Raw genomic sequence first — 16,643 nt, 5'->3', positions numbered from 1 at the left:
GCTGTGCGGTACGCCCCCGCCCCGGCCCCGCGGTTCAGGCGCCGGGCCCGGCGGTGAGCCGGCCGCCCTCCGCGCTGACCGGGACGGCGGGCAGCGGCACGGTGGCCGGGCCGTGGATGACCTTGCCGGTCGTGGTGTCGAAGACGCTGCCGTGGCAGGGGCAGTGGCCCTCGTTGTCCTCGACCTTGTACAGGAGGCAGCCCGCGTGGGTGCACTGGGCGCTGAACGCCTTGTACTGCCCCTTCGAGGGGCAGGTCACCACGAGGCGCTGCTCGGTGTAGAGCTTCGATCCGCCGACCGGGACGGCGTCGGCCGCGCCGAGGTCCACCTGCGCGGTCGGGGTCGGGGTCTCGGCGTGCCCGAGCTTGGACTCGGTCGAACAGGCGGCCGCCCCCAGCCCGGCGGCGCCGGCGAGCGCGGCACCCTTCAGCACGGTGCGGCGGGTGGCGGGCGAGCCGGACATCGCGGTCTCCACGGGGTCGGTGGTACGGGGTGTACAGGGAGACGCACACGGGGTGCGCAGGGCGGTACGGGCGTCGCGGGCCGGTGGGGCGACGGGGCGCTCGGCCGGGGCGCGCGACGACAGAACCGACGATACCGGCGGAGATCGGGACCCCGGCGCCGGGGTCCGGGGCACGGGGTTCCGGGCACGGCCGGCGAGCCCGCAGGACGCCGTACGGCCCGCCGGGGCGCCTCCTCCCGGGCGGGAAGGGGCGGCCCCGGCGGGCCGTACCGGGGCGCGTCAGGCCTTGCGGGCGCGGGTCGCCTTCTTGGCCGCGGGCTTCTTCGCGGCCGGCTGCTTCGCCGTGACGGCAGCCGTGGCCGTCCGCCGGGCGGGGGCTGCCTGGGCGGCGACCGTCTTCTTGGCGGCGGTCTTCCTGGCTGCCGTCTTGCGCGCGGGCTTGCGCGCGGTGGGCACGGCCGCCTCGCTGATCCGGTCGGTGTCCAGGACGTCCTGGAGGAACTTCCCGGTGTGGCTGGCGGGCACGGCCGCCACCTCCTCCGGGGTGCCTTCGGCGACCACCAGACCGCCGCCGTTGCCTCCTTCGGGGCCCATGTCGATGACCCAGTCCGCCGTCTTGATCACATCGAGGTTGTGCTCGATGACGACGACGGAGTTGCCCTTGTCGACCAGCCCGGAGAGGACCTTGATCAGCTTGCTGATGTCCTCGAAGTGCAGACCGGTGGTCGGCTCGTCCAGGACGTAGACCGTGCGGCCGGTGGAACGCTTCTGGAGCTCGCTCGCCAGCTTCACGCGCTGCGCCTCACCGCCGGAGAGCGTCGGCGCGGACTGCCCGAGCCGGACGTATCCGAGGCCGACCTCGTTGAGGGTGCGCAGGTGCCTCGCGATGGTCGGGACGGCCTCGAAGAACTCCAGGCCCTCCTCGATCGGCATGTCCAGCACCTCGGCGATGGACTTGCCCTTGTAGTGGACCTCCAGGGTCTCCCGGTTGTACCGGGCGCCGTGGCAGACCTCGCACGGCACGTAGACGTCGGGCAGGAAGTTCATCTCGATCTTGATGGTGCCGTCGCCCGAGCAGTTCTCGCAGCGCCCGCCCTTCACGTTGAAGGAGAAGCGGCCCGGCAGATAGCCGCGCACCTTCGCCTCCATCGTCTCCGCGAAGAGCTTGCGGACGTGGTCGAAGACTCCGGTGTACGTCGCCGGGTTGGACCGGGGGGTCCGCCCGATGGGCGACTGGTCGACGTGGACCACCTTGTCCACGAGGTCGTCCCCGTCCACCCGGGTGTGCCGGCCGGGGACCGACTTGGCGCCGTTGAGCTCACGGGCGAGGTGGGTGTAGAGGATGTCGTTGACCAGGGTGGACTTGCCGGACCCGGAGACCCCGGTGACGGCCGTGAGGACGCCCAGCGGGAAGGAGACGTCGATGTCCTGGAGGTTGTTCTCCCGGGCACCGTGGACGGTGAGCCGTCGGCTCGGGTCCACGGGGCGGCGGACGTCGGGGACGGTGATCTCCCGCTTGCCCGAGAGGTACTGGCCGGTGATGGACTGCTTGTTGGCCAGCAGCTCCTTCAGCGATCCGGAGTGGACCACCTTGCCGCCGTGCTCCCCCGCGCCGGGGCCGATGTCCACGACCCAGTCCGCGACCTTGATCGTGTCCTCGTCGTGCTCCACCACGATGAGCGTGTTACCCATGTCGCGGAGCCTGACCAGGGTCTCGATCAGCCGGTGGTTGTCGCGCTGATGCAGGCCGATGGACGGCTCGTCCAGTACGTACAGCACGCCGACCAGGCCGGAGCCGATCTGGGTGGCGAGGCGGATGCGCTGGGCCTCGCCGCCGGACAGGGTGCCGGCCGCGCGGTTCAGCGAGAGGTAGTCCAGGCCGACGTCGACGAGGAACCTCAGCCGCTCGTTGACCTCCTTGAGGACCCGCTCGGCGATCTTCTTGTCGCGGGCGTTGAGCTTGAGCCGGCCGAGGAACTCGGCGCAGTCGCTGATCGACATCGCGGCGACCTCGGCGATGGACTTCTCCATCACCGTGACCGCGAGGACGATCGGCTTGAGGCGGGTGCCCTCACAGGTCGGGCAGGGCACCTCGCGCATGTACCCCTCGAAGCGCTCCCGGCTGGAGTCGCTCTCGGCCTCGGAGTGCCGCCGCTTGACGAACTGGACCGCACCCTCGAAGGAGGGGGTGGTGTAGGCGCGCTCGCGGCCGTACCGGTTGCGGTAGCGCACCTCGGTCTTGATCTTGTGGCCGTAGAGCAGGGCCTTCTTGGCGCGCTGCGGCAGGCCTGCCCACGGGATGTCCGTACGGAAGCCGAGGGCCTCGGCGAGTGCGCCGATCAGGCGGCCGAAGTACTCCTTGGTGTGACCGTGCGACCAGGGGTGGATGGCCCCCTCGTCCAGCGACTTCTCCTCGTCCGGGACGACGAGCTCGGCGTCGACCTCCATGCGGGTGCCGATGCCGGTGCAGTCGGGGCAGGCGCCGAAGGGCGAGTTGAAGGAGAAGGAGCGGGGCTCCAGCTCCTCGAAGGAGAGGTCGTCGTACGGGCAGTAGAGGTGCTCGGAGAACATCCGCTCGCGCTCGGGGTCGTCCTCGGGGAGGTCGACGAAGTCGAGCACGACCATGCCGCCGGAGAGGCCGAGGGCCGTCTCCACCGAGTCGGTGAGCCGGCGCTTGGCGCTGTCCTTCACCGTGAGGCGGTCGATGACCACCTCGATGGTGTGCTTCTCCTGCTTCTTCAGCGTGGGGGGCTCGGAGAGCTGGATGGTGGTGCCGTCCACCCGGGCACGGCTGTACCCCTTGGTCTGGAGGTCGGCGAAGAGGTCGACGAACTCGCCCTTGCGCTCACGGACCAGCGGGGAGAGCACCTGGAAGCGGCTTCCCTCGGGCAGGCCGAGGACCTTGTCCACGATGGCCTGCGGCGACTGGCGGGAGATCGGCCGCCGGCACTCGGGACAGTGCGGCTTGCCGATGCGGGCGAAGAGCAGGCGGAGGTAGTCGTAGACCTCCGTGATGGTGCCGACCGTCGAGCGCGGGTTGCGCGAGGTCGACTTCTGGTCGATGGAGACGGCGGGCGAGAGACCCTCGATGAAGTCGACGTCCGGCTTGTCCATCTGGCCGAGGAACTGCCGGGCGTACGAGGAGAGCGACTCGACGTAGCGCCGCTGGCCCTCGGCGAAGATCGTGTCGAACGCGAGGGAGGACTTGCCCGACCCGGACAGCCCGGTGAAGACGATGAGGGAGTCACGGGGCAGGTCGAGCGAGACGTTCTTCAGGTTGTGCTCGCGCGCGCCACGGACGATGAGACGGTCGGCCACGCCGGTCCGCACCTTTCTTGAGAGAAACGGGGGGAACTGAGCCCCCTGTCCAGGGTATGGGGGGCGCCACAGCGGTATGGAAAGGTTTCGACTTCGAGCGTATAGCACGCACATTCGATTTCTGGCCGGTCGTAACCTCCTTCACCCGAACGAGTGGCGGGGCTACGCTCGGTCGCATGAGCGATCATGTGCGCGACCTGGCATCTGTACGCGGAGCTACGGAACGGCTGCTCACAGCCGCAGAATTATGGGACGAATCCACCGTCCCCGAACCGTCCCGACTGCCCGGTTGGAGCCGGGGCCATGTCTTGGCCCACCTGTCACGTAACGCCGACGCGCTCCGAAATGTTCTCCGCGGACTCCCGATGTACGCGGGCGGCGAAATCCGGGACCGCGAGATCGAGGCCGGAGCGCCCCGGCCGCTCGCCGAACAGCTGGCCGACCTGCGCGCGAGCACCGAGCGGTTCCTCGCCGAGGCGGCCCTGCCCGCCGACTGGTCACGCACCGTACAGCTGCGCAACGGGGTGACGGACCTCGCCTCCGAGCTGCCCTTCCGCCGCTGGGCCGAGATCGAGCTGCACCACGTCGACCTCGGCGCGGGGTACGAGCTGGAGGATCTGCCGGAAGAGTTCACGGTCCGGGAGACCGACTTCCTGGCGGAGCGCTTCGTGCGCCATCCGCACGTGGTCTCCACCGGCATCCGGTCCGGGGACGGCCGCGTCCGGACCACGGGCGGCGGCGCGGACGGCCCGCCCGTCGTGGTCAGCGGCCCGGACGCGGAGCTGCTGGGGTGGCTCTCGGGCCGCCGTGACGGCTCGGCGCTGACCGTGGAGGGCGGCCCCCTCCCCGTACTGCCGCCGCTATAGGCTGCCGCCCATGACCTACAGCGGAGCGGTGCGGGTCGGCGGACCCGCGGACGTGCACGAGCTGACCGGCCTGATGATCTCCAAGGTCGCGGTCGGCCCGATGAACAACAACGCCTACCTGCTGCGCTGCCGGGCCACCGGCGAGCAGCTCCTCATCGACGCCGCCAACGAGGCGGACACCCTGCTGCGGCTCGTCGGTGAGGACGGCATCGCCTCCGTCGTCACCACGCACCAGCACGGTGACCACTGGCAGGCGCTGGCCGAGGTGGTGGCCGCCACCGGCGCCGTCACGTACGCCGGCCGGTACGACGCCGAGGGCATCCCGGTCCCGACCGCCGTGCTCGTGGAGGACGGGGACACCATCCGGGTCGGCGAGGTCACCCTGACCGCCCGCCACCTGGTCGGCCACACCCCGGGCTCCATCGCGCTGGTCTACGACGACCCGCACGGGGCTCCGCACCTCTTCACCGGCGACTGCCTCTTCCCCGGCGGCATCGGCAACACCCGCAAGGACCCCGAGGCCTTCGCGAGCCTGCTCCACGACGTCGAGACCAAGCTCTTCGACCAGCTGCCCGACGAGACCTGGGTCTACCCGGGCCACGGCCACGACACCACGCTCGGCGACGAGCGCGGACAGCTCCCGGAGTGGCGCGCCCGGGGCTGGTGACAAGTCGGAAGACGAACGGGGGGGGGCGCCCCGGTACCGAGGCCGGTACCGGGGCGCCCCCCGTTCGTCTTCGTGGAGGCGCGTCGGATGCGAGGCGGAGGCGAGGTCGTGCGGGTCAGCCGCCGACGCTACTGCTGCCCTTGCGGGACTCGGACGCCGGGTCGGCCCCGGACGCCGGGTCGGCCCCGGAGGCTCCGGCCTCCGCCGCCGCCTGCTTCCGGCCCGCGATCAGGCTGGTGATGGTGGTGATCACCAGGACGCCGCAGATGACGGAGAGCGAGAGCGGGACCGAGATCTCCGGGACGTGCAGGCCCGATTCGTGCAGCGCGTGCAGCACCAGTTTGACGCCGATGAAGCCGAGGATCACCGAGAGTCCGTAGCTGAGGTGGACCAGCTTCTTCAGCAGGCCGCCGATGAGGAAGTACAGCTGGCGCAGGCCCATCAGTGCGAAGGCGTTGGCCGTGAAGACGATGTACGGGTCCTGGGTCAGGCCGAAGATCGCGGGGATGGAGTCGAGGGCGAACAGCACGTCGGTGGTGCCGATCGCGAGCATGACGACCATCAGCGGGGTCATGACGCGCTTGCCGTTGTTCCGGATGAAGAGCTTGGTGCCGTGGTAACGGTCGGCGACGCCGAAGCGGTGCTCGATGGACTTGAGGAGCCGGTTCTCCTCGAACTCGTCCTCCTCCTCGTCGGCCCGCGCCTCCTGGATCAGCTTCCACGCCGTGTAGATCAGGAACGCGCCGAAGATGTAGAAGACCCAGGAGAAGTTGGCGATGACGGCCGCTCCCGCGGCGATGAAGACCGTCCGGAGCACCAGTGCGATCAGCACACCGACCAGCAGCACCCGCTGCTGGAGCTGGGAGGGCACCGAGAACTTCGCCATGATCAGAACGAAGACGAAGAGGTTGTCGACGCTCAGCGATTTCTCGGTGATGAAGCCGGCGAAGAACTCGCCGGCGGACTGGCTGTTGCCGAAGACCAGCAGGCCCAGACCGAAGAGGGCCGCCAGCGTGATCCAGACGACCGTCCAGATCCCGGCTTCCTTGGTCGACACGTCATGGGGCTTGCGCCCGATGAAGAAGTCGACGGCGATGAGGGCGGCCAGACCGAGAATGGTCAGCACCCAGAGGGTCCATGAAACGTCCACTGCGCCTCCGGCAGTTCGCTACGGCTACTGATCAGCGTCGTCGCTGCCGGAGGTCTCTTCCACCCGGGCGCACGGGATGTGCGCCGGGCCGACGCCCCGGGACCGGTCACGGTCCGTACTGACGGGAACGCCACGTGTGGGAATACTCCCCTCCGTCCATGAAACGGTACAGGTAGACCCAAGAAAAGGTAAAGAGGATGGCAAAGAAGAATCAAAAGACCCTGGTCCGTGCGGTCCTGCTGCGTTAGCGCAGCCGCCCCTGGTTCCTCGTTCCCCGTGCGTCGGCCCGGCCGCCCGTCCGGCGACCGCGGCCCTGCGCTGCGTCCGGCGCGGCCCTTCCGGCGCCCACGGCCCCACTCCGACGCCGTGGCCCTTCCCCGCCCCGCGGTCCGCGCGCTTCAGCGGCCCCGGGCCCGCCGCGCCTTTGCCACCGCGGCCAGCGTCTCCTCCAGGATCCGGCTGCCCTGCGGCACCCGAGGGGGTTCGTACGTCCACACGTGCCGTACCCAGGGGTCGGCGAGGTGGTCCCCGGCGAGCGGGGTGAGCCGGAGGAGCCCCCGCCAGAACGGTGCGAGGACCGGCCCGTACGCGGACGCCTCCTCCTGGTCCGCGACCAGCAGCAGGTGCACCCCGACCGAGGGGCCCTCCTCGGCCAGGTAGCGCAGCCGGGTGATCGCGCGGTCGTCGAAGCCGTGGGGAAAGTCGTTGACGACGAGCAGCTGTCCGGCGGGGTCGAGATCGGGCGGCAGTGCGTCGGCGGCACCCGCCCGCACCGCCATCTGGACCAGGTCGACGCGTCGGGTGAGGTGATCGAGGACGGCGTCGACCCCGGCGGCCCCCGGCGCCGGCGGCCCGGCGAGCACACCGGCCCGGATCAGCGGTGCGAGGGCGGCGGCACCGGTCCCCGCCGGGTCGATGACCTGGAGCGACAGCTCGTCCGCCGGGTACGCGGCGAGCAGCCGTACGGCGTGGGCGACGGCGCTCTCCAGCGCGAGGCGCTTGCGCTCCGTGCCGTCCAGCAGGAGGTCGGCCCCCGATTCGCTCCGCCCCGCGTCGATCCACAGCCCGCGCTCCAGCGGGAGCCGGACCAGCAGTGGGATGCGCAGCTCCGGGCGCTCGGGCAGATGGACGTCACCGAGCCGCAGGGCCCAGGGCTGTCCGGCCGGGGCCCGGTGGGTGTGCCAGACGGGGCTGTCCCAGTCGGCGCAGGCGGCCGGGAGCGCGGGCTCCACCACCCCTGACTCGGCCACCAGCTGGGCGAGATCCCGGTCGAGCACCTCCCGGGCGCGGGCGACCAGCTCGTCGTGTTTCGCCCTGGCCTCCTCGCGTGCGGCGTCGCCCGCCCCGCCGATGCGGTCGCGCGGGTCGGACAGGGCGCGGTCGAGCTCGGCCTCCAGCCGCGTCCCGGCGAAGTCGACTGCTCCCCGGTAGGCGGCGACACTGCGGGCCAGGTCCTCGAACATGCCCCAGACCTGGTTGTAGAGCCGCTCGTCCAGAGTGTGGCCGGCGGCGTCCCCGGCCACCGGCGCGGCGGGCCCGGAGGGCTCGGCGGAGGGGGCTGAGGAACCGGACGGGGCGGAGGGCGCGGCGGATACGGAAGGCGCGGCGGCCGGGGCGGTCCGGCGGCGCGGGTGCGCGTAGTCGATGCGGCCACCGGGCGGGATCACCGACGCGTCCGGCTCCACCTCCGCACCAGTGCCGGCACCGGCACCGGCGCCGGCACCGGCACCGGCCCACGATTCCGTCCCGGCGTCCGTGGTGGCGTGCGGGACGGCGGGTCCGGCCTGGGCGGGGACGAGGGGTCCCGCGGCCGCCTCCTGGATCAGGGCGGCCAGCGCCTCCGCCCCGGTCAGCCCCTGGTCGGCGAGCATGCCCGCGAGCCCGGAGGCGTACCCCTGGCCCACGGCGCGTACCTTCCAGGCACCGGCGCGGCGGTAGAACTCCAGAGCGCTGACCGCGGTTTCGGTGTCGAGCCCGGTGAGGGTGAAGTCGGCGATCCCGGCGCCGTCGGGCCCGCTCACGGCCACGAAGGGGGCGGCGACCGCACCGAAACCGGCGGGTGTGCCGGCCGTCCGGGGAAGCGCGAGGAGGACGGTGACCCGGTGCACCTCCCCGGGCAGGGCGTCGAGGTCGAGGGCGAGCCGGTGCTCGGCGGCGGCGCGCCGGGGCACCTCGATGCCGGGCAGCCGGGGCTCCCCCGGGTGGGCGACCCGGGCGGCGCCCCGTACGGTGCCCCGCTCGTCGGCGAGGGTGGCTCCGGCCACGACGGGCGAGCCCGCCGACACCCGGACCTCCAGACGGGTGGAGGGCAGCGGGTGGTTCTGCCCCCGGACGAGTTCGGCCGTCATTGCCCTGTCCCCTTGCTGCGTGACCGTGTCGGTGCATGAGCGTATGCGTACGTGAGCCGCGCGTGAGCCTGCGTGTACGTGGGCCTGCGCGCGTGAGCGTGTTCCCTCGCGGGGCGCGCCCCCGGGGTACGAGCAGCTCCCGGCGGCAGGAGCCTCCAGGAGCTGGGTGGGCCCATGGGCCCGTGGGTTCTGTCGGTCCCGCCGGGGCGCCCCGTCCCACCGCACGCGGCGGTGGTCCGGACGGGCCCTTGGTGGCGGGCGGCCGTCAGAGGTGCGGCAGGATCGCGGGCATCAGGTCCTGGAAGGTGCGGCCGTTGGCCGGAGTGCCGAGGGCCGTCATCTGCCAGCCGGCGCCCACCCGGTGCACCTTCGCCATGATCTGCGCGGTGTACTGGCCGCCGCCGTCGAGCGTGTAGCGGGCCAGTTCCTGGCCGTTGGTCTCGTCGACGATGCGGCAGAAGGCGTTCTGCACTTCCTGGAACGTCTGCCCGGTGAAGCTGTTCACCGTGAAGACGATCTGGTCGATGTGGACCGGCACCCTCGCCAGGTCCACCAGGATCGCCTCGTCGTCGCCGCCCGATCCGGCGCCGCCCACGAGGTTGTCACCGGTGTGCTTGACCGAACCGTCGTCGCTCACGAGGTGGCGGAAGAACACCACGTCCACCGGCTGCTTGTCGGCGAACAGGACCGCCGAGGCGTCCAGGTCGATCTCCCGCGTGCGCGATCCGAAGAAGCCGCGGCGCGCCGCCGCCTTCCAGCCGAGCCCCATCCGCACCGCGGTCAGGGTTCCCCCGTCCTGCTTCTGCAGGCTGATCGCCTGACCCTTGGTCATGTTGACCGTCACGCGCTGTCCCCTCTCCGCGTCGCTCCGCGTCGTGCTCCGCAACCATCCGTATGCGGTTTCCCCGCACCCTACGCATCACGCCCGCACCGGAACCCGCTCCGGTGCGTTCTGTGTCGCTCTTGCAACACGGGGAGGACACCTCCCCGCACATCAGGCGATCCCGGCCTCCTTCATCTGCCGCAGCTCCTTCTTCAACTCGCCCACCTCGTCGCGCAGACGTGCGGCCACCTCGAACTGGAGGTCGGCGGCGGCGGCCCGCATCCGCTCGGTCATCTCCTCGATGATCCCGGACAGCTCCTCGGCGGGCCGGTCGCTGGTCAGCGCGCCCTTGGCGCGGGCCTTCCCGGAGTCGGCCTTGGCCTCGCCCGTCTTGCTCGCCTTGCCGCCGAGCGACGGCACCGGGGCCTTGGCGCCCTTGGTCTGCCGGTATCCGGTGCCGAGGAGCTGCTCGGTGTCGACCTCCTCGCGGGCGATGGAGGCGACGATGTCGTTGATCTTCTTGCGCAGCGGCTGCGGGTCGATGCCGCGCTCGGTGTTGTACGCGATCTGCTTCTCGCGGCGCCGGTTGGTCTCGTCGATGGCCTGCGCCATGGCGGGCGTGACCTTGTCCGCGTACATGTGGACCTGGCCGGAGACGTTGCGCGCCGCACGTCCGATGGTCTGGATGAGCGAGGTCGCGGAGCGCAGGAACCCCTGCTTGTCGGCGTCGAGGATCGCGACCAGCGAGACCTCGGGCAGGTCGAGGCCCTCCCGCAGGAGGTTGATGCCGACCAGGACGTCGTACTCGCCGGAGCGCAGTTCACGCAGCAGCTCGATGCGGCGCAGGGTGTCGACGTCGCTGTGGAGGTACCGGACCTGGATGCCGAGTTCCAGGAAGTAGTCGGTGAGGTCCTCGGACATCTTCTTGGTGAGGGTGGTGACGAGGACCCGCTCGTCGCGTTCGGTGCGGGTGCGGATCTCGTGCACGAGGTCGTCGATCTGGCCCTCGGTGGGCTTGACGACGATCTCCGGGTCGACCAGTCCGGTCGGGCGGATGATCTGCTCGACGAAGCCGTCGCCGCGCGAGAGCTCGTAGTTCCCCGGGGTGGCGGAGAGGTAGACGGTCTGGCCGATCCGCTCCTGGAACTCCTCCCACTTCAGGGGGCGGTTGTCCAGGGCGGACGGCAGCCGGAAGCCGTGGTCGACGAGGGTCCGCTTGCGGGAGGCGTCGCCCTCGTACATCGCGCCGATCTGCGGCACCGTGACGTGGGACTCGTCCAGCACCAGCAGGAAGTCCTCGGGGAAGTAGTCGAGGAGGGTGTTCGGGGCGGTGCCGGGCGAGCGGCCGTCGAAGTGCATCGAGTAGTTCTCGACGCCGGAGCAGGTGCCGATCTGGCGGAGCATCTCGATGTCGTACGTGGTGCGCATGCGGAGCCGCTGGGCCTCCAGCATCTTGCCCTGCTTCTCCATGGTGGCCAGCCGCTCCTCCAGCTCCTGCTCGATGCCGGTGATCGCCTTCTCCATGCGCTCGGGACCGGCGACGTAGTGGGTGGCGGGGAAGACGTGCAGCGAGGTGTCCTCGCTGATCACCTCGCCGGTGAGCGGGTGGAGGGTGGAGAGCGCCTCGATCTCGTCGCCGAACATCTCGATGCGGACGGCGAGCTCCTCGTAGACCGGGAAGATCTCGATCGTGTCCCCGCGCACCCGGAAGGTGCCGCGGGTGAAGGCGAGGTCGTTGCGGGTGTACTGGATCTCGACGAACCGGCGCAGCAGCTGGTCGCGGTCGATCTCGTCGCCGACCTTGAGCTGGATCATGCGGTCGACGTACTCCTGCGGGGTACCGAGACCGTAGATGCAGGACACGGAAGCGACGACGACGACGTCCCGCCGGGTGAGCAGGGAGTTCGTCGCGGAGTGGCGCAGCCGCTCGACCTCCTCGTTGATCGAGGAGTCCTTCTCGATGTAGGTGTCCGACTGCGGGACGTACGCCTCGGGCTGGTAGTAGTCGTAGTACGAGACGAAGTACTCGACGGCGTTGTTGGGCAGCAGTTCGCGGAACTCGTTGGCCAGCTGCGCCGCCAGCGTCTTGTTGGGCGCCATGACGAGGGTCGGCCGCTGGAGCTTCTCGATCATCCAGGCGGTGGTCGCCGACTTGCCGGTGCCGGTCGCGCCGAGCAGGACGACATCCCTCTCACCCGCCCTGACGCGCTTGTCGAGCTCGGCGATGGCCGTCGGCTGGTCACCGCTGGGCTGGTAGGGACTGACGACCTCGAAAGGTGCCACCGAACGTTCGATCTTCGAAACGGGCCGCATGCATCCACCGTACGACCCGCCACTGACAACGGCTGGGGATCAGGGTCGCCGGGGCCTGCGGGCGCTGTCGAACGCGGGCTCGGCCGCGGTGTCGCCGCGGCGCTGGACCGGGATGGAGCGCCGGTCCGTCCCGGTCCGGCGGGAGGCGCCGTCCCGGCCGGGGTCGCCTCCGACGATCAGCGGGTCGAACAGCACGATCACCCCCGCGAGCAGCAGGAACGCCAGCGGCCCGACGAGGAGCGGTACGAGGATCGAGCCGATCGGTTCGCTCCCGGCCCCGTCGGGCGCGCCGGAGACCAGGTGGACGCGGAGGGCGGCCATGCCGGTGTAGTGCATGCCGCTCACGGCGGCCCCCATGACGATGCCGGCGCCCAGGCTCGGCAGGAGGCCGTGGAGGGAGACGGCCGCCCAGAGCGCGGCGGTGGCGGCGACCACGGCGATGACGACGGAGAGGGCCACGGTGGCCGTCGAGTACGCGAACCGCCCGTGGAAGGCGATGGCCGCCATGCCCAGGTAGTGCATGGAGGCCACCCCCAGGCCGGTGATGGTGCCGCCGGTGACCAGGGCCAGCGGCGTCGCACCCCGGTATCCCACGATGAAGATGCCGATGCCGACCATGACGATCGCCACGGCGAGACTCGCGTACATCAGCGGCCGGTCGTACGTGATCGGGACTTCGTCGATGCGGAAGCCCATCATCGCTATGAAGTGCATCGTCCAGATCCCGGAGCCGATGGACGTGGAGCCGAGGGCGAGCCATCCGGCCCGGTACGGGCGGCCGGTCCGGTCCACGCCTTTCGTCCGGATCGCACCCGGCTCGCCGGGTGGGGTGCCGACGGACCTGGCGGTGCAGCGCAGTCCCAGCGCGGCACCGAGGCAGGCCATGAGGAAGGCCGCGACGGGAGTCACGAGGCCGTAGGAGAAGCCGTCGACTGTGCCCTGCATGCTGGATACGCCCTTCACGAAAACGCGGTGCTGGTGGTGCTCTGCCGGTCGGCGGGCGGCCCGGGGGCCCGTGGGTCCCGCCGGCCGGAGGGATGCCTCCGGCCGACGCCGGACCGGTGCTGTTCCTAGGTCGAAGGATCGGGGCGCGGGGTCTCCGGTGGCGGCTCCGGGAGGCCCGGAGTTCCGCCGGGACCCGGGAACCCCGGCAAGCGACCACAAGGGCGGCATTTTATCGCCCGTGAGCAGGGGCGGTGCCGAAAAGGCCGCCCATGATCCGGTCCTCACCACTTCTCCCCCGGGTGAGGGTGACCGTCACAATCCTGCGACTCCTTGCGCACCAGGACGTGTGCACCAGAACGTGTGCACCTCGCACCCCGGCGGGCCGTACATACGTACGCACGTGGCCCGGGACGGTCCGTGGCGCCGGCGCTGTCAGTGGTGGGCACTACCGTTTTCGGTATGACGAACGGCGCCCTCTCCGTGGAGTGGTCGGTGGTGGCGAGCCCCATCGGTCCCCTGATGCTCGCCGCGACCGGCACCGGTCTGGTCTCGGTGACCTTCCACGCGCGTCCTCCGGTGCGTGACCGGGCCCTGGCGATGCTGCGGGGCCGGCTCGGGGCGGAGCCGGTGGAGGGCGGCGGTTCCGCCGCGCCCGCCGCTGCGGGACGCCTCCTCGACGCCTATTTCGACGGCACGCTGCGGGCGTTCGGCCTGCCGCTGGACTGGTCGTTGACCTCGGGCTTCCACCGACGGGTCCTGCAGGAGCTCGCCACCGGCGTCCCGTACGGCTCCGTCGTCGGTTACGGAGAACTGGCCGCCCGGGTGGGGAGGCCCGACGGGGCGCAGGCGGTGGGGGCGGCCATGGGGGCCAATCCGCTGCCGGTCGTGGTGCCCTGCCACCGGGTGGTGGAGAGCGACGGCGGGCTCGGCGGGTTCGGTGGCGGGCTGGAGACGAAGAGGCGGCTGCTGGAGCTGGAGGGCGTACTGCCGCAGCCGTTGTTCTGAACCGACCGCGACCTTGATCCGACACCGCCCCAGGCCTTGTACCGACGCCGTCCCGGCCGGGCGCCTCACTCCCGCTTCCTGAGCCCCGTCCATGCCGGGTGGCGGGGGTCGTCCGCGCGGACGGCGGCGTCGGCGTGGTCGGCGGGGGCGGTCTCCTCCTCGTACCGCGCGAAGGCGGGCAGGGTCCACTGGGCCCGCTCGTCCGTGCGGCGCCGCAACGCGCCCGGCGAGAGCCTCAGATGGACCGAGAGGTCGAAGGGGTACCACTGCCCCAGCAGCAGGGGGCCGTGCAGCACCAGCACTCCGCCCTCGGGGAGCTGGTGGTACGGGCTGCGGGTGGCCCGGTCGGTGACTGGGTCCCACAGGTCCGGCAGGACCCGTCCGCTGCCGCCCGCTTCCAGCGGCCCGAACACCTCGCGCCAGAGTGCCCCGGTGTCGAACCAGCCCTGGGCGTACGAGTCCGGGTCCTGTTTGCCGTACTCGTACCGCAGGCTCGCCGGGCGCAGGAATCCCTCGGTGGACACGACGAGTACGGCGCGCCCGCGCAGCCGCAGGGCCTGGGCGAGGCGTTCGGCCAACGGGCCGGTGCCCGCGGCGGGGGCGCCGTCGACGCCGATCCTGAGCCAGGGTCCGCCGCCGTCCGGGCTGAGCCCGTCCGCGTGCGCGGCGAGGGCCTCGGCCAGCCGGTCCCAGGTGATCGCTTCGAATCGCACCCGCCCATCATCCACCGGGCCACGCGCCTGGGGACCGGCGGCCGGTCGCCACCCGGCAGAGCCCTACCGGCCGCCGCGCAGCTCCGTGGCGAGCGGGCTCTCGCCGTGCACCTCGATCAGGCCGTCCTCCACCGCCTGCGCGAAGCCGGTCTCGTCCCGGCCCATGGCCAGGCAGAGTTCGGCGTCCAGCACGATGCGGGCGTCGGCGTGCGGGGCGCCGCCGTAGCCGTAGACCTCCTCGCCGGGCGGCACGGGGCCCGTGCGCACGTGGAACTCGCCCTCGTCCAGGTGCACTTCGACCAGGCCGGAGTGGGCCGTCGCCGCGAGGGAGCGGCGCAGCGGGAGGGCGAACCAGTGGGCGCGGACGGCGTCGGTGGGGCGGCGCTCCTCCAGGGCGGGCGCGCCCCACTGGGCGAGGGCGGTGAGGACCGGGAGCAGTTCCCGGCCCCGGGCGGTGAGTTCGTAGACCGAGGCGGCGGCCGGGGGCGGCAGCTTGCGGCGGAGGGCGAGGCCGCTCTGCTCCATGTCCTTGAGGCGGGAGGCGAGGACGTCCGTGCTGACGCCCGGGAGGTCCGCGTGCAGATCGGTGTAGCGGCGCGGCCCGGCCAGCAGTTCACGGACGATCAGCAGGGTCCACCGGTCCCCGACGGAGTCCAGGGCTCGGGCGGTGGCGCAGAACTGGTCGTAACTGCGTCGGCGTACGGGGCGTGCTGCTGGCTGCTGCTGACGTGGCATACGACGCAGTCTAGACATGTTGTTGGACTTTCCAAGGTCGGGCTTGGTAAAACCAAGTATCGCAATCGGCAGGGGAGGAACCGCATGGAGTTCCGGCAGTCCAGCAAGCTCGACGAGGTCTGTTACGAGATCCGCGGCCCGGTCATCGAGCAGGCGAACGCGCTGGAGGAGGCGGGCCACAGCGTGCTCCGCCTCAACACCGGCAACCCCGCGCTGTTCGGCTTCGAGGCGCCCGAGGAGATCGTCCAGGACATGATCCGGATGCTCCCCCAGGCGCACGGGTACACCGATTCGCGCGGCATCCTGTCCGCCCGCCGCGCGGTCGCCCAGCGCTACCAGGCGATGGGCCTGCCGGACGTCGACGTGGACGACATCTTCCTCGGCAACGGGGTCTCCGAGCTGATCTCCATGGCCGTCCAGGCGTTCCTGGAGGACGGCGACGAGGTGCTGGTACCGAGCCCGGACTACCCGCTCTGGACGGCGGTGATCACCCTCGCCGGCGGCAAGGCGGTCCACTACACCTGCGACGAGCAGTCGGACTGGAACCCGGACCTCGCCGACATGGCCTCGAAGATCACCGACCGCACCAGGGCCGTGGTGATCATCAACCCCAACAACCCCACCGGCGCGGTCTATTCGAAGGAGACCCTGGAGGGCATCCTCGACCTGGCCCGCCGGCACGGACTGCTGGTCTACGCCGACGAGATCTACGACCAGATCCTCTACGACGACGCCGTGCACCACCCGGTCGCCTCACTCGCCCCGGACCTGCTCACCCTCACCTTCAGCGGGCTGTCGAAGACGTACCGGGTCGCCGGGTTCCGCTCGGGGTGGCTGGTGGTCTCCGGCCCGCAGCAGCACGCGCGCGGCTACCTCGAAGGGCTCACCACGCTTGCCTCCATGCGGCTGTGCGCCAACGCCCCCGCGCAGTACGCCATCCAGGCCGCGCTCGGCGGCCGGCAGAGCATCCGCGAACTCGTCGCCCCGGGCGGCAGACTGCACGAGCAGCGCGACCGCGCCTGGCAGAAGCTGAACGAGATCCCGGGGGTGTCCTGCGTGAAGCCGAAGGGGGCGCTCTACGCGTTCCCCCGGATCGACCCGAAGGTGCACGACATCGTCGACGACGAGCGGTTCGTGCTCGATCTGCTGCTGCGGGAGAAGATCCAGGTGGTGCAGGGCACCGGCTTCAACTGGCCCCGGCCCGACCACTTCCGCATCCTGACGCTGCCGCACGCCGACGACCTCGACGCGGCGATCAGCCGCATCGGACGCTTCCTGGAGGGGTACCGGCAGTGAG

The 16,643-nt window shown here is 71.3% G+C and carries 13 protein-coding genes; 4 read left to right on the top strand and 9 right to left on the bottom strand.

Going from position 1 to position 16,643, the window contains the following annotated elements:
- Positions 1–34: 34 nt before the first annotated feature.
- The gene (locus ACWCWD_RS06860; RefSeq protein WP_450770741.1) at positions 35–463 is read right to left on the bottom strand and encodes a Rieske (2Fe-2S) protein; all 429 of its coding nucleotides are present in this window, start codon (positions 461–463) and stop codon (positions 35–37) included.
- A gap of 279 nt (positions 464–742) precedes the next feature.
- On the bottom strand, positions 743–3,781 hold the full coding sequence (gene uvrA / locus ACWCWD_RS06855; protein WP_450770739.1) for an excinuclease ABC subunit UvrA: 3,039 nt from the start codon (positions 3,779–3,781) through the stop codon (positions 743–745).
- 176 nt (positions 3,782–3,957) lie between these two features.
- On the opposite strand from uvrA, the gene ACWCWD_RS06850 reads away from it, so the two are divergent.
- On the top strand, positions 3,958–4,647 hold the full coding sequence (locus ACWCWD_RS06850) for a maleylpyruvate isomerase family mycothiol-dependent enzyme (protein ID WP_450770738.1): 690 nt from the start codon (positions 3,958–3,960) through the stop codon (positions 4,645–4,647).
- Positions 4,648–4,657: 10 nt separating this feature from the next.
- A complete protein-coding gene (locus tag ACWCWD_RS06845; protein ID WP_450770736.1) occupies positions 4,658–5,314 on the top strand; it encodes an MBL fold metallo-hydrolase in 657 nt (218 codons plus the stop codon).
- Positions 5,315–5,429: 115 nt separating this feature from the next.
- Here the strand turns inward: ACWCWD_RS06845 and ACWCWD_RS06840 are convergent, their stop codons facing one another.
- The 5 genes from ACWCWD_RS06840 to ACWCWD_RS06820 form a co-directional block, all read right to left on the bottom strand.
- Entirely contained in the window at positions 5,430–6,464 is a 1,035-nt protein-coding gene (locus ACWCWD_RS06840) for a TerC family protein (protein ID WP_450770735.1), read from the bottom strand.
- Between the two features lie 398 nt (positions 6,465–6,862).
- Positions 6,863–8,812, bottom strand: coding sequence for a TerD family protein (locus ACWCWD_RS06835; RefSeq protein WP_450770734.1), 1,950 nt, complete (start codon positions 8,810–8,812; stop codon positions 6,863–6,865).
- A gap of 265 nt (positions 8,813–9,077) precedes the next feature.
- Complete coding sequence (locus ACWCWD_RS06830) at positions 9,078–9,656, bottom strand: TerD family protein (protein WP_450770733.1); 579 nt, start codon at positions 9,654–9,656, stop codon at positions 9,078–9,080.
- Positions 9,657–9,806: 150 nt separating this feature from the next.
- On the bottom strand, positions 9,807–11,948 hold the full coding sequence (uvrB, locus tag ACWCWD_RS06825) for an excinuclease ABC subunit UvrB (RefSeq protein ID WP_450770732.1): 2,142 nt from the start codon (positions 11,946–11,948) through the stop codon (positions 9,807–9,809).
- 39 nt (positions 11,949–11,987) lie between these two features.
- Positions 11,988–12,893: an MHYT domain-containing protein gene (locus tag ACWCWD_RS06820; protein ID WP_450770731.1), complete on the bottom strand. Its 906-nt coding sequence runs from the start codon at positions 12,891–12,893 to the stop codon at positions 11,988–11,990.
- A 459-nt stretch (positions 12,894–13,352) separates the two neighbouring features.
- On the opposite strand from ACWCWD_RS06820, the gene ACWCWD_RS06815 reads away from it, so the two are divergent.
- Positions 13,353–13,898 carry a methylated-DNA--[protein]-cysteine S-methyltransferase gene (locus ACWCWD_RS06815; RefSeq protein ID WP_450770729.1) on the top strand — a complete coding sequence of 182 codons (546 nt, stop codon included), beginning with the start codon at positions 13,353–13,355 and terminating at the stop codon, positions 13,896–13,898.
- Positions 13,899–13,963: 65 nt separating this feature from the next.
- Here ACWCWD_RS06815 and ACWCWD_RS06810 read toward each other — a convergent pair whose 3' ends face one another.
- Entirely contained in the window at positions 13,964–14,611 is a 648-nt protein-coding gene (locus ACWCWD_RS06810; RefSeq protein ID WP_450770727.1) for a uridine kinase, read from the bottom strand.
- Positions 14,612–14,674: 63 nt separating this feature from the next.
- Positions 14,675–15,346: a winged helix-turn-helix transcriptional regulator gene (locus ACWCWD_RS06805; protein ID WP_450770725.1), complete on the bottom strand. Its 672-nt coding sequence runs from the start codon at positions 15,344–15,346 to the stop codon at positions 14,675–14,677.
- 84 nt (positions 15,347–15,430) lie between these two features.
- On the opposite strand from ACWCWD_RS06805, the gene ACWCWD_RS06800 reads away from it, so the two are divergent.
- A complete protein-coding gene (locus ACWCWD_RS06800) occupies positions 15,431–16,642 on the top strand; it encodes a pyridoxal phosphate-dependent aminotransferase (RefSeq protein WP_450770724.1) in 1,212 nt (403 codons plus the stop codon).
- The last annotated feature ends 1 nt before the right edge of the window (position 16,643 follow it).

This window comes from Streptomyces sp. NPDC001493 (genome assembly GCF_053597235.1).
Note: the sequence above shows the minus strand (reverse complement) of the source record. Positions and strands in the feature narration are given on the sequence as shown.